Annotated in this window: 11 protein-coding genes; 10 read left to right on the top strand and 1 reads right to left on the bottom strand. The window is 75.7% G+C overall.

Annotated features, from left to right (window positions below; all coding sequences use genetic code 11):
• Positions 1 to 139 precede the first annotated feature (139 nt).
• The 10 genes from BLS67_RS09750 to BLS67_RS09705 are packed head-to-tail and all read left to right on the top strand — an operon-like array spanning position 140 to position 12,604.
• Entirely contained in the window at positions 140 to 1,732 is a 1,593-nt protein-coding gene (locus tag BLS67_RS09750) for an ABC transporter substrate-binding protein (RefSeq protein ID WP_207500459.1), read from the top strand.
• A 31-nt stretch (positions 1,733 to 1,763) separates the two neighbouring features.
• Positions 1,764 to 2,705, top strand: coding sequence for an ABC transporter permease (locus BLS67_RS09745; protein WP_091243912.1), 942 nt, complete (start codon positions 1,764 to 1,766; stop codon positions 2,703 to 2,705).
• Positions 2,702 to 4,645 carry a dipeptide/oligopeptide/nickel ABC transporter permease/ATP-binding protein gene (locus tag BLS67_RS09740; protein ID WP_091243908.1) on the top strand — a complete coding sequence of 648 codons (1,944 nt, stop codon included), beginning with the start codon at positions 2,702 to 2,704 and terminating at the stop codon, positions 4,643 to 4,645. The genes BLS67_RS09745 and BLS67_RS09740 overlap by 4 nt, the downstream gene beginning before the upstream one ends.
• Positions 4,642 to 5,667 carry an oligopeptide/dipeptide ABC transporter ATP-binding protein gene (locus BLS67_RS09735; protein ID WP_091243905.1) on the top strand — a complete coding sequence of 342 codons (1,026 nt, stop codon included), beginning with the start codon at positions 4,642 to 4,644 and terminating at the stop codon, positions 5,665 to 5,667. Before BLS67_RS09740 ends, BLS67_RS09735 begins: the two co-directional genes overlap by 4 nt.
• Positions 5,664 to 7,007, top strand: coding sequence for an alpha/beta hydrolase domain-containing protein (locus BLS67_RS09730; RefSeq protein ID WP_091243901.1), 1,344 nt, complete (start codon positions 5,664 to 5,666; stop codon positions 7,005 to 7,007). Before BLS67_RS09735 ends, BLS67_RS09730 begins: the two co-directional genes overlap by 4 nt.
• Complete coding sequence (locus BLS67_RS09725) at positions 7,004 to 7,843, top strand: alpha/beta fold hydrolase (protein ID WP_091243898.1); 840 nt, start codon at positions 7,004 to 7,006, stop codon at positions 7,841 to 7,843. Before BLS67_RS09730 ends, BLS67_RS09725 begins: the two co-directional genes overlap by 4 nt.
• Positions 7,840 to 8,985: a CapA family protein gene (locus BLS67_RS09720; RefSeq protein WP_091243895.1), complete on the top strand. Its 1,146-nt coding sequence runs from the start codon at positions 7,840 to 7,842 to the stop codon at positions 8,983 to 8,985. The genes BLS67_RS09725 and BLS67_RS09720 overlap by 4 nt, the downstream gene beginning before the upstream one ends.
• Positions 8,982 to 10,220, top strand: coding sequence for a CaiB/BaiF CoA transferase family protein (locus BLS67_RS09715; RefSeq protein WP_091243892.1), 1,239 nt, complete (start codon positions 8,982 to 8,984; stop codon positions 10,218 to 10,220). Before BLS67_RS09720 ends, BLS67_RS09715 begins: the two co-directional genes overlap by 4 nt.
• Complete coding sequence (locus tag BLS67_RS09710) at positions 10,221 to 11,357, top strand: 2-hydroxyacyl-CoA dehydratase family protein (protein WP_091243888.1); 1,137 nt, start codon at positions 10,221 to 10,223, stop codon at positions 11,355 to 11,357.
• Positions 11,354 to 12,604 carry a 2-hydroxyacyl-CoA dehydratase family protein gene (locus BLS67_RS09705; RefSeq protein WP_091243885.1) on the top strand — a complete coding sequence of 417 codons (1,251 nt, stop codon included), beginning with the start codon at positions 11,354 to 11,356 and terminating at the stop codon, positions 12,602 to 12,604. The genes BLS67_RS09710 and BLS67_RS09705 overlap by 4 nt, the downstream gene beginning before the upstream one ends.
• On the opposite strand, the gene BLS67_RS09700 is transcribed toward BLS67_RS09705, so the two are convergent.
• Positions 12,593 to 13,504: a PaaX family transcriptional regulator gene (locus BLS67_RS09700; protein WP_091243882.1), complete on the bottom strand. Its 912-nt coding sequence runs from the start codon at positions 13,502 to 13,504 to the stop codon at positions 12,593 to 12,595. The two genes, BLS67_RS09705 and BLS67_RS09700, sit on opposite strands and share 12 nt — an antisense overlap.
• Positions 13,505 to 13,536: the final 32 nt, after the last annotated feature.

The following is a 13,536-nucleotide window of genomic DNA, read 5'->3' as shown; positions in this document are numbered from 1 at the left end:
CAATGCATGACACTCTGCCTGTCGATCGCTGAGCCAAGTGTCATGGGAAGGTTCCCGGACCCTGCTCCCCGGATGATCCTCCGGTCCCGGCCCAGCGCGCGCAGCCCCGCTGTCGGACCGCTCGATGAGGAGCAACCCCATGCCCCGCCCCACCCTCCGTCCCTCGCGACGCCGCTGGGTGGCCGTCGCCGCCCTGGCGCTCGTGGCCACGCTCACCGCCTGCACGTCGCAGTCCTCCGGGGGAGGTGGCGCAGGGGGCGACGCGAGCACCCTGCAGCTGCAGTTCCCGGGCGCCCCGATCAGCCTGAACCCCGCCCTGGGCGGCAACGGCGGGTCCTCGGTCTTCACGATGCTGGCCTACGACCCGCTCATCTACCTCTCCGGCGACGGCGACCTGGTGCCCGACCTGGCCACCTCGTGGGACTACGTGGGCGAGGGCAACACCGTCTTCGAGCTGCAGCTGCGCGACGACGTCACCTTCTCCGACGGCAGCCCCATGGACGCCGACGCCGTCGTCGCCTCGATGGAGTACTTCCTCCAGGCCGGTGGCTCGCTGGCCGGCCAGGTGGGCGACGTCCAGTCGGTCGAGGCGACCGACGAGTCGACCGTGCGCGTCACCTACGGGCGGCCCAACCCCGACGCCGCCTCGACGATGACCCAGTACTTCGGGCTCGGCGTGGTCATCGGCCCGGCCGGCCTGGCCGACCCCGACTCGCTGCTGAACGCCTCGCAGGGCACCGGGCAGTACACCTACGACGCCGGCTCCTCGGTGACCGGCGACCGGTACACCTACCAGCGCAACGACGGCTACTGGAACCCCGACGCCCAGCAGTACGACACCGTCGTCGTCCGGGTCATCGGTGACCCGAACGCGGTGCTGTCGGCCGCGCAGACCGGCCAGCTCGACGTCGCCGAGGGCGACACGAGCACGCTGTCGCTGGCCCAGGACGCCGGCCTCGGCGTGGTCACCGCGCCGTTCTTCAACTGGTCGCTCGTGCTGGCCGACCGCGCCGGCACGATCAACCCGGCCCTCGCCGACGAGCGCGTGCGGCGGGCCATGGGCTACGCGCTGGACCGCGACTCGATCGCCGGCGCCCTCGGGCCGGACACCTTCGCGCCCAGCACGCAGGTGATCCTCCCGGACCTCGACGGCTACGTGGACGACGACGCGGCCGGCTACGACTTCGACCTGGACGAGGCCAAGCAGCTGATGGCCGAGGCCGGCTACGCCGACGGGTTCTCGATGACCCTGCTGACCCAGCCCGTCCTCGACCCCAACACCGCCATCTCGCAGGCGGTGGCCAGCGCGCTCGGCGAGATCGGCATCACCGTCGACCTCCAGGTGGAGTCCACCGGCGTCCCGGCGTTCATCCAGGCCGGCACCTCCGACCGGTACGAGGCGCTCATGTGGCCCTCCGCCGGGGCGGACATGGCGCAGGTGACCAACCAGATCCTGGCGCCGGGGACGGTCTTCAACCCCTTCGACAGCACCGACCCGCAGGTGCAGGACCTGCTCGGCCAGGCCTTCGCCGCCACCGGTCAGCAGCGCACCGACCTCTACGAGCAGGCCAACGAACGGCTGGAGCAGCTGGCCTGGGTCGTGCCGGTGATCTCGACGCAGAACATCTACTACGTCGCCGAGGACATCACCGGGGTCACCGCGTCGGTGCAGAACCCCAACCCGATGCCGGTCGCCCCCGAGGCCGACCTGGCCTGGCGGCCGGCCTCGTGAGCCCGGCGGCACCGCAGCGCGGGAGGACGCCGTGCTGAGGATCGTGCTGCGGCGCCTGCTGTGGGCGGTGCCGCTGGTGCTGGGCGTCTCGCTGGTGGTCTTCCTGCTCGCCTCGCTGGTGCCCGGTGACCCGGCCCGCACCATCCTGGGCGAGTCGGCCACCCCCGACGCCGTCGCCGCCCTGCGCACCGAGCTCGGCCTGGACCGGCCCTGGTACGAGCAGTACCTGAGCTGGCTGGGCGGGCTGGCGCACGGCGACCTGGGCACCTCGGTGTTCACCGGGGAGCCGGTGACCACCGCGCTGAACAGCCGGCTGGCCGTCACCCTCGCCCTGGTGCTGACCACGGTGGTGGTCTGCTCGGTGGTCGGGGTGGCGGTCGGCGTGGTCGGCGCGCTGCGCGGCGGCATCACCGCCCGGGTGCTCGACGTGGTGTCCCTGGCCGGCATCGCGCTGCCCAGCTTCTGGGTCGCGCTGGTGCTGGTGTCGGTGTTCGCGGTCAAGCTGCGGTGGTTCCCGGCCACCGGCTACGTCTCGCCCGACCAGTCGCTGGGCGGCTGGGCCTCCTCCCTGGTGCTGCCGGTGGTCTCCCTCGGCCTGCTCGGGGTGGCGGTCATCGCCAAGCAGACCCGCGACGCCGCGCTCACCGTGCTGGAGAGCGACCACGTCGCGGTGCTGCGGGCCAACGGCCTGCCCGAGACCCGGCTCGTGCTCGGCCACGTGCTGCGCAACGCCTCGATCCCGGTGGTCTCGGCCATCGGGGTGGTGTTCGTCGGCAGCCTGGACGCCACGGTGTTCGTGGAGAACGTGTTCGTGCTCCCGGGCCTGGGCAGCCGGGCCACCCAGGCCACCGTCGACCACGACGTGTCGGTGATCCTCGGCATCGGGGTCTACTTCACCCTCGTCGTCGTCCTGGTCAACCTGCTCGTGGACGTGGCCTACGGGCTGCTCGACCCGAAGGTGCGCACGGCGTGAGCGCCACCGTCGCGGCCACCGCCGCCACCGCACCGGCCACCGCGGCCCGCGGGTCGCTGCTGCGCGGGGTGCTGGCCACCTGGCGCGGCCGCACCGCCGGCGCCGTCCTGCTCGTCGTCGTGCTGGCCTGCCTCGTCGGCGCGTTCGTCACCCCGTACGACCCGCTGGCGCAGGACCTCGCCGCGGCCCGGCAGACGCCGTCGGGTGCGCACTGGCTGGGCACCGACCTGCTCGGGCGCGACGTCCTCAGCCGGCTGCTGCAGGGCGGGGCGTCCTCGCTGGTCGCGGTGCTGGTCGCCGTGCTCGTGCGCACCGTGGTCGCGTTGCCTCTCGGCCTCGCCGCCGGCCATCTGGGCGGCCGGGTCGACCAGGTCATCACCCGGGTCGTCGACCTGGTCATGGCCGTGCCGACCATCGTCATCCTGCTCAGCGTCCTGACCCTGTTCGGCAACGACCTGCTCATCGGCATGGCCGTGTTCGGCCTGCTCGGCTCGGCCGGGCTGGTGCGCATCGTGCGCGGCGCGGCGCTGGCGGCGAGCCAGGAGCTGCACGTCACCGCCGGCCGGCTGATGGGCCTGTCCCGCCGGCAGGTCGCCGTGCGGCACGTGCTCTCGCGGGTGCGCGGGGTCGTCATCGTGCAGACGACGCTGTTCGCGACCATCGCCCTCGGCGTCCAGACCGGCCTGTCGTTCCTCGGGCTGGGCGCCCCGCCGCCGGAACCCACCTGGGGCGGCATGGTCGGCGAGGCCGCCTCGGTCGTGCAGAGCTACCCCTGGCTGATGGTGCCCACCGGCGGGGTCATCGCGATCACCGTGCTGGCCCTTGGCGTGCTCGGCGACGTCGTCCGCGACACCACCGCCGACCGGTCGTCGGCCTCCGGCGGGCGCAGCGTGCGGCGCCGCGGACGGGTGCCCGCCGCCGACCCCGGCGACCCCGACGTCCTGCTCGCCGTGCGCGGGCTGGAGGTCGCCTTCGCCACCGCGGCCGGCGAGGTCACCGTGGTCCGCGACGTCGACCTCGACGTCCGGGCCGGCGAGACCGTCGGCCTGGTGGGGGAGTCCGGCAGCGGCAAGAGCGTCGTGGCCAAGGCCGTGCTCGGCCTGCTGCCCCGCAACGGCGCCGTCGTGGCCGGCTCGGCCTGGTGGCGGGGCACCGACCTGACCGGCCTGCGCGGCCGGGGCTGGCGAGGTGTGCGGGGCAGCCAGATCGCCCTCGTCGCGCAGGACCCGCTGCGCGCCCTGGACCCGACCTCGCGGATCGGGGCCCAGCTCGGCGAGCTGGTCCGGGTGCACGACCGGGTCGGCCGCCGCGCCGCGCGGGTCCGGGTGGTCGAGCTGCTCGAGCAGGTGCAGGTGATCGACCCGGCCGAGGTGGCCAGGCGGTACCCGCACGAGATCTCCGGCGGCATGGCCCAGCGCGTCGCGATCGCGATGGCCCTGGCCGGCCGGCCCCGGCTGCTGGTGGCCGACGAGCCCACCACGGCCCTGGACGTGACCGTGCAGGCCGAGGTGCTCGACCTGCTGCGTGCGCTGCAGGCCGAGACCGGCATGGCGATCCTGCTGGTCACCCACGACTGGGGCGTGGTGGCCGACGCCTGCGAGCGGGTGGTGGTGCTCTACGCCGGCGAGGTGGTCGAGCGCGCCGACGCCGCCGACGTCTTCGCCGGGCCGGGTCACCCCTACACCCGGGCCCTGCTCGACTGCAGCCCCGACCAGCCCGCCCCCGACGGCACCCTGCGCACCGTGCCCGGCACGGTGCCGCCGCCGGATGCCTGGCCCACCGGCTGCCACTTCGCCGCCCGCTGCCCGCGGGCCCAGGACGACTGCACCCAGGAGGGCATCCCGATGGTCGAGCTGGCCGGCAGCCGCGTGGCCCGCTGCATCCACCCGCTGGTCCCCGCCGGGCAGCCGGTCGGGCTGACCCTGGAGCGGTCGCGATGAGGGCGACCGGGGCCGCGCCGTTGGTCGAGCTCGACGGGGTGTCGGTGGACTACCGGTGGGGCCGGCGCGGCACCCGCCGGGCGGTCGACGACGTCGGCTTCCGCGTCGAGGCCGGCGCCACCCTCGGCCTGGTCGGCGAGTCGGGCTCGGGCAAGAGCACCCTGGCCAAGGCGCTGGTGGGGCTGGCGCCCGTCGCCGCCGGCGAGGTGCGGCTGGACGGCGTCGTGCAGGACCCGGCCGGCCGCCGCGACCGCGGGTTCCTGCGCGACGTGCAGTACGTGTTCCAGGACCCGAACAGCTCGCTGAACCCGACCCGGACGGTGGGTTGGTCGGTGGCCGAGCCGCTGCTGGCCCTCGGCGACCGCGACGGCCGGCGCCCCGGCGCCGACGGCGTGCGGGCCCGGGTGGCCGACATCCTGGCCCGGGTCGGGCTGCCCGCCGACGCCGCGACCCGCTACCCCGCGCAGTTCTCCGGCGGGCAGCGCCAGCGCATCGCCATCGCCCGCGCCCTGGTCGTGGCGCCGCGGCTGGTGGTCTGCGACGAGGTGGTCAGCGCGCTGGACCTCTCGGTGCAGGCGCAGGTGCTCAACCTGCTCACCGAGCTGCAGCGTGACCTGGGGCTGGCCTACCTGTTCATCTCCCACGACCTCGGCGTGGTCGAGCACATGGCCTCCCAGGTGCTGGTGCTCTACCGCGGCCGGGTCATGGAGTCCGGCGCAGCGGTGGCCGTGCAGGGCGCCCCGGCGCACCCGTACACCCAGGCCCTGCTGGCCGCCGCCCCGGTCGCCGACCCCGACCGGCAGCGGGCCCGCCGCGAGGCCCGGGCCGCCCGCGCCGCCGCGGTGCGCAGCGCCCCGGCTCCGCTGGGGGAGTCCTGCCCCTTCACCCACCGCTGCCTGCTGGCCACCGACGTGTGCCACGAGCAGCGGCCGGCCCTGCGCACCTCGCCGTCCGGGACGCAGGTCACCTGCCACCGCACCGAGGACGCCGTGGCCACGCTGCCGCCGGCGGTGGTCGCGTGATCGCCCGCGAGCTGCCGGTCACCGAGGTGTCCCGGCCGCTGGGGGCCGCCGCGGTCCCCGGGCTGCCCGGCGGCGTCGACCTGGCTGCGCACGGCTACGTCGAGCAGGAGTTCCTCGTGACCGGCGACCGGTGGACCACCCGGGTGCTGGTCCGCCGACCGGCCGACCCGGCCCGGGCCAGCGGGGTGCTGCAGGTCGAGGCGCTGCACCCCGAGTTCGACACCGCGGCCACCTGGCGCGTGCTGCACCCGTGGATGCTGCGCACCGGCGGTGCGTGGCTGGGCGTCACCACTGCGCGGGTCACCGCGGCCTCGATGCGCGAGCAGTTCGACCCCGCGCGCTACGGCGACCTCGACCTGCCCGCCGACGTCGCCGGCCAGGAGGTGCTCACCGCCGTCGTGCGGGCGGTGCGGACCGGCGAGCTGGACCTGCTCGCCGGCCAGCCGGTGGCGCGGGCGCACCTGTCGGGCTGGTCGATGACCGGGTCGTTCGTGCGGGTGCTGCTCGGCGAGGGGTTCCACGAGGCCGTGCGGCTGCCCGACGGCGCCCCGGTGCTGGACGGCTACGTCCTCGGCATCTCCTCCGGCGGCGCGGGGCCGGCCGGCTACCCACCCCCGCCGGGGCAGCCGGTGCCGGCCCCCGACGACCCGCGGCGCACCGTGGGCGGGCACGACGTGCCGGTCGTCGAGGTGCTCAGCGAGACCGAGTCGGCCACCCACGCCCCGGTGCTGCGCCCGGACTCCGACGCCCCCGGGGACCGCTACCGGCTCTACCAGGTCGCCGGCACCGCGCACGACGGCACCGGCCCCTCGGAGGTGCTGGTCAACGCCGCGCAGTACCGGGCGAAGGGGCTGCCGACCGGGAGCAACGAGGTGCTCGAGCAGCGCTCGCGCACCCGGCTGGACCTGGTCGCCCGCGCGGTGGTCGCCGCGCTCGACGCCTGGGTCGCCGACGGCGTCCCCATGCCGCGGGCCGACCGGTTCGCCTTCGCCGAGGGGAGCGACCGGCGGGTCCCGGACGGCGCCCGGGCACTGGCCCGCGACGCCGTCGGCAACGTGCTCGGCGGTGTGCGCACCCCCTGGGTGGAGGCGCCGCTGGCGTCCTACTGGCCCTACGCCACCCCGGCACCCGGCGGCTGCGTGCCCTCGCCGTTCGCGCCCCCGCACCTCGACGCCCAGGTCGTGGCCGACCTCGTCGGCGTGCAGACCCCCCTGGACCCCGCGCCCGACCGGGTGCAGCGGTTCACCGACGCCACCCGGGCCCTCGTGGAGCAGCGCCTGCTGCTGCCCGAGGACGTGCCCGAGCTCCCCGACCCCGAGAACCCCGGAGGACGACCATGACCACCATCCCGCTCGCGGGTGACGCGCACGTGTGGGTCGAGGAGCACGGCACCGGCGACCTGCACGTGCTGTCCTCCGCCATGGGCTTCTCGCGCTACCCGGCGATCCTGGCGCAGCACCCCACCGGCGCCCACGTCGTGACCGTGCAGGCCCGCGGGTTCGGTCGCTCGTCGCGGTCGCCGGAGCCCCCGGCCCCGGGCTGGCTGGACCAGTGGGCCGACGACGTCGTCGCGGTCGCCGACGCCCTGGGCGTCGACCGGTTCGTCTACACCGGCGTCTCGCACGGCGCGGGCATCGGCTGGCACCTGGCCCGCCGGCACCCCGACCGGCTGCGCGCGCTGGTCTCCGTCGTCGGCACCCCGCACGACCGCGACGGCGACACCTCCTCCTCGGCCGGGCGCCGGGAGATCGTGGCCAACCGCCGCGACCCGGCGGTGATCGAGAAGGCCATGCGCACCATCGGCGGCCCCGTCGAGGGCACCGAGCGGGTCGCGCTGCGTGACGCGTTCGTGGCGGAGAAGGTCGCCGCGTTCCTGGCCATGGACGACGAGGAGGCCCGGATCAACCAGGGCATGCCCTACCCCGACGCCACCGACGAGACCGCGCTGCGCGCCGTGCTGGCCGGGATCGACCTGCCGGTGCTGGTGATCGGCGGCATGCGCGACGGCGTCATCTCCCCGCAGTCGACCCTGCGGGCGCTGACCAGCGTGCGCGGCTCGGTCGGCGTGCTGTTCGAGGACGAGGGCCACTTCGTCGCCGACGAGCGGCCCGAGCGGCTGGTCGGCCCGATCACCGAGTTCCTGGCCGGGCTGCCGGTGCTGGAGGTCGCCCGGTGAGCGAGCTGACCGTGCTGGCCGTCGGCGACCTGGTGCTCGACGAGCCCGACCCCGACTCGTTCTTCGACCCCGCCCGCGAGTACCTGCACTCGGCCGACCTGGCCATCGGCCACGTCGAGGTGCCGCACACGACGGCCACGGTGCCCGCCGTCGTCGACGTGCCGGCGCCCCCGGCCGACCCCGCGGCGCTGGCCGCGGTGGCCCGGGCCGGGTTCGCGGTGGCCACGACGGCCGGCAACCACGCGTACGACCTGGGCACCGAGGGCGTGCTGGACACCATCGCGCACGCCCGGGCCGCCGGCCTCGTGGTCACCGGCACCGGGGCCTCCCTGGCCGAGGCCCGGGTGCCCGCGGTGGTCGAGCGGGCCGGGCGCCGGATCGCGGTGCTCAGCTACAACTGCGTGGGACCCAAGGAGTCGTGGGCGACCAGCGGCAAGGCCGGCTGCGCCTACGTCAAGGTGCTCACCCACTACGACCTCGAGTTCGCCAACCCCGGTGGCCCGCCGACGGTCTACACGTTCGCCGCCCCCGAGACCCTGCGCCGCATGCAGGACGACGTCGCCGCCGCCGCGGGGACCGCCGACCTGGTGCTGGTCTCGCTGCACAAGGGCATCGGGCACACCCCGGCGCTGGTGGCCGACTACGAGCGGCAGGTGTCGCACGCGGCGATCGACGCCGGCGCCTCGGCCGTCTTCGGCCACCACGCGCACATCATGCGCGGCATCGAGGTGCACCGCGGCAGGCCGGTGTTCCACGGCCTGGGCAACTTCGTCACCGTCACCCACGCCCTCACGCCGTCGGGGCAGAACTCCGCCGAGGTCGAGGCCTGGGGCCGTCGGCGCAAGGAGATGTTCGGGTTCAGCCCCGACCCGGCCATGCCCACCTACGCCTTCCACCCCGAGAGCCGCAACACCGCCGTCGCGGTGTGCCGGTTCGCCGACGACGGGACCGTCACCGCCGGGTTCCGACCCACCTGGATCGACGACGACGCCCGCCCGGTGCCGCTGACCCGCGGCGCGCGTGCCGAGCAGGTGGCCGCCTACGTCGAGGACATCAGCCGCCGCGCCGGCTTCGACACCCGTTTCACCTGGTCCGGGGACGACGTCCTCGTGACCGCCGCCGACGAGAGGACCCCCGCATGACCGCCCGCCCCCTGGACGGCGTCGTGGTGGTCGACCTGACCACCGCGCTGGCCGGCCCGTACGCCACCCTGCTCCTGGCCGGCCTCGGCGCCCGCGTGATCAAGGTGGAGAACCCGGCCACCGGAGGGGACTCCTCCCGCAACAACTCGCCCTACCTGAGCGCCGAGGGCCTGACCATCGGCCGGCAGGACCCCGAGGACCTCTCGCTGTCGATGCTCGTGCGCGGGCGGGGCAAGGAGAGCGTCACCCTCGACCTCAAGGACCCGCGCGGCCGCGAGGTGCTCGGCGACCTGGTGCGCGCCGCGGACGTCGTCGTGGAGAACTTCAGCGCCGGGGTGACCACCCGGCTGGGCATCGACCACGCCTGGGCGAGGGCCATCAACCCGCGCATCGTCTACACCTCGATCAGCGGATTCGGCGCCCAGGGCGGGCCCGGTTCGGGCAAGGCGATGGACACCATCGTGCAGGCGCTCAGCGGGCTGATGATGACCGCCGGGACGCCGGGGGAGCCGCCGGTGCGCTTCGGCCTGCCGGTCGGCGACCTGGTGGCCCCGCTCTACGCGGTGATCGGCACGGTGTCCGCGCTGCTGCAGCGCGGCAGCGACGGCCCCGGCCAGCACGTCGACGTCTCGATGCTCGGCGCGCTCACGTCGCTGGTGGCCTGCGAACCCTTCGACGCGCTGGAGGAGATCGGCCTGCCGGTGCGCACCGGCGCCACGGTGCCCCGGCTGGCCCCCTTCGGGGTGTTCGAGGTCGAGGACGGCTGGTTCGCCCTCTGCGCGCCGACGAACGCCTTCGCCGCTGGCGTGCTGCGCGCCATCGAGCGACCGGACCTGGTCGAGGACCCCCGCTTCGCCGAGCGCGACGGCCGCGTGGCCAACGCCACCGAGCTGCACGCCCTCATCGCCGACTGGGCCAAGCGGCGCACCCTGGCCGAGGCGCTCCCGGCGCTGACCGCGCACGGCGCACCGGCCGCCGAGGTGCGCGACCCGGCGGCGGCCGTGCGCGACGCCATCGTCGCCGACCGCGGCGAGGTCGTGCCGGTCGTCGACCCCCGGCACGGGCTGTTCCCCGAGCTGCGCGCCACCGGGGTGCCCATCCGCATGTCCGGCGCGGCGACCACCCTCGACCGGCCCGCCCCCCAGCTGGGCGAGCACGTGCGACCGGTGCTGGCCGACCTGCTGCACTACCCGGCCGACCGGATCGACGAGCTGCTCGCCGCCGGGGTGGTCTAGGTGGGCCCGGCCGACCCGGCCTGGTGGGCGCAGCGCTACCGCACCCGCGGGGACGACGTCGGTGACCGCGTGGCCGCCGGCACCCCGGTGGTCGGCGTGGTGGGCGCCGACGTCCCGGTCGAGCTGGTCGAGGCCGCCGGGGCGGTGCCGGTGCGGCTGACCGGCGACCCCGGCCCGCCGTCGGCCGAGGCACGGCACGTGCTCGGTGCGGCCGTCGACGCACCGACGCTGACCCTGCTCACCCGGCTGCTGGGCGGTTCCGCGGCCGGGCTGGCCGGCCTGGTGGTGTCGCGGGACTGCCAGTCGTCGCTGGCGATGTTCTACGCCCTCCGCGAGCTGCGCCGGCTCGACCCCTGGCGAGGCCTGCCGCCGGTGCACCTGCTGGACCTGCTGCACCTGCCCCGGGCGTCCACCACGGCCTACGACACCGCCGAGGTGCTGCGGCTGGCCGACGTCCTCACCGGGTGGACCGGGCGCGCACCGCTGGGCCCCGACGCCCCCGCCGGCGCCCTCGCCGACGCCCTGCGCCCGGCCCGCGCGCTGCGCGAGCGGCTGCTGCTGGTGCAGCAGCGACGCCGGGCCGCCGAGCCGACGGTGACCGGCAGCCTGGCCCTGCACGTGCACGGCGTCGTGTCGACGGTGCCGGCGGCCGAGGCCGTCGAGCTGCTCGACGCCCTGCTGGCCGCCGACCTGCCCGCCCTGTCCGCCGGTCGGCGGGTGTTCCTCACCGGCAGCGTGCAGGACCACGACGCGCACTACGCGGCGCTGGAGGACGCCGGCTGGCACGTCGCGGGGGAGGACCACGACCGGGGCGACCTCGCGCTGACCGTGCAGGTGCCCGCCGAGCCCACGGCCGGCGCGCTCGCGCTGGCCCGGCAGCGGCGGGGCCCGGCGTCCCCGACCGCGTCGGTGCCCGACCGGGCGGCCTGGACGACGGCCGAGGCGGCGCGCTGCGGCGCCCACGTCGTGCTGTCCCTGGTGCGCGCGCACGACGAGGCGCCCGGCTGGGACGTACCCGCCCAGCGCCGGGCCCTGGCCGCCTGCGGGGTGCCCCTGGTGACCCTGGTCGGTCAGCCGCACCGCACCGCGCCCGCCGACCTGCTCGCCGCGCTGGCCGCCCCGGCGGTCGCCGCGTGACCCGGCTGGCCTCCGCGACCGCGGCCACGGCGCACCAGAAGGAGTGGTTCCAGCAGGTGCGCGCCCGGGCGGCCGCCGGCGAACCCCTGGTGCTGGTCAACGCCGACGCCCCCCAGGAGGTGCTGCGTGCCCTGGACCTGCCCTACGTGGTCAACCAGTGGTGGGCCAGCATCGTGTCGGCCAAGCGCCGGGCCGACGAGAGCCTGGACGTGCTGCGGGTGCAGGGCTACCCCGACGACAGCCGGCAGTACGACGCCATCGCCCTGGGCGCGATGGAGCTGCCCGCCGACGGCGCCCCGTGGGGTGGGCTGCCGCGCCCGTCGGTGGTGCTGGCCGAGACCAGCGGCGACGCCCAGCGCAAGGTGTTCGACCTGTGGGGCGAGCACCCGGACACCGAGTTCTTCGCCTTCGAGCGCTCGTCGGCCACCCGGGTGCCCGACCGGTGGTGGGAGCTGGTGCCGCACCGCTGGGAGGAGGCGTTCGGCCCGGCCCGGCTGGACCTGATGGTGGCCGAGATCGAGGAGCTCGTGCAGTTCCTCGCCCAGCGCACCGGCCGGGTGCTCGACCGCGACCGGCTGGCCCACGTGCTCGACCTCGTCGACGAGCAGGCCGGCTGGAACCGGCGCACCCGCGACCTGGTCGCCGCCGCGCGGCCCACCCCGGTGGCGGTGGCCGACTCGATCCCCGCCGTGATGGTGCCGCAGTGGCACCGGGGAACCGAGTGGGGCCGCGACGCCGCCCGCCGGCTGTACGAGGAGGTCGCCGGGCTGGTCGACTCCGGCGTCGCGGTCTGCCCCGACGAGCGCGTGCGGCTCATGTGGATCGGCCGGGGCATGTGGTTCGACATGGACCTCTACCGGCGGTTCCAGGACAGCCACGGTGCGGTGTTCGTCTGGTCCATGTACCTGGCCATCGCCGCCGACGGGTACGTGCGCGCCGGGGGTGACCCGGTGCGGCGGCTGGCCGCCCGGTTCGCCGGGTTCACCGACCAGCTCTACACCCCGCCGTGGTCGACCGACTGGTACGTCAAGGAGGCCCGGCTGCACGGGGTCGACGGCGTCGTGCACCTGGTCGCCGACGACGTCCCGGCCAGCTCGTTCACCACCCGGGGGCTGGAGGCCGCCGGCATCCCGGTGCTGGAGGTGCGGGCCAACAACGCCGACCCCCGTGCGCAGGACCCCGAGGCGCTGACCGAGGCGATCACCGGTTTCCTGGACACCCGCGTGCGGCCGGGATCAGGCCGGTAGTCGCCGCTCGCTGGCCCGCCCGGCGGCCACCGGGTCGTGCGCTGCGACCAGCTGCCGGAACCGCGCGGTCGCCGGGGTGGCCAGGCCGTTGTACAGGCCGACGAACACCTCCCGGGCCTCCGCGCGGGGCCATCCCTCCGGCAGCCAGGCCTGGGGCAGGTCGGGATCCAGGGCGGGGAAGGTGCGCCAGGCCTCGAACACCCGGGTGCGGGTGACCAGCGCGCTCGCGGGGGTGCTGTCGGCCACCCCGTGCAGCAGGGGGCGGTGCTCGGTGACGAACGTGCGGTAGGCGGTCTCGACACCGGTGAGGTCCCAGGCGGTCAGCGGTTCGCGTCCGCAGGGGTCGTCGGAGGTGCGGAACACCGCGAACTGGTCGACCCCGACGGTGCGGAAGACCTGCTCGAGGGTGGCCGTGCTGCCGCGCGGGGCCACCCAGAGGCCGTCGAACAGGCTGGCGAAGCCCAGCCAGCGCAGGTAGCTGCGGAGGTGGTGCCGCAGCTGCCGTTGGTCCTCGGGCACGCTGAACGCCGCCACCGTCCACCGGCCGTCCCAGTCGCGGGGGACGGCGGCGAAGTCGCGGATGGCCCCGCCCTGCTCGCCGACGTCCTGACGGCCGTCGGCGGTCATCCGGTAGCGGGTCAGCCGGCCCACCCGCTCCATCTCGAGCATCCCGCGCTTGGCCAGCCGGGTGACCGTCGCCCGGGCGCTGGTCTCGGAGATGCCGAACTCCTGCAGCAGGTCGACCAGCGCGCCCAGCGGCAGCGCGTCGTCGGTGTCGGACCAGTACTCGCCCAGCAGGGTGCTGAGCAGGCGCTGCGGGGAGTGCCCCGCCCCGGGGCGGGGGAGCAGGTTGCCGGCCGCGGCCCGGCGGAGGACGAGACCTTCCACCGTCGGGACCATGGGCTCCACGCCCGCGATGCTAGTGGCCGTGG

Origin of the sequence: Klenkia soli (assembly GCF_900103975.1) — a bacterium.
In the GTDB taxonomy this organism is placed as follows: Bacteria; Actinomycetota; Actinomycetes; order Mycobacteriales; family Geodermatophilaceae; genus Klenkia; species Klenkia soli.
This window is presented reverse-complemented; position numbering and strand designations above follow the sequence as displayed.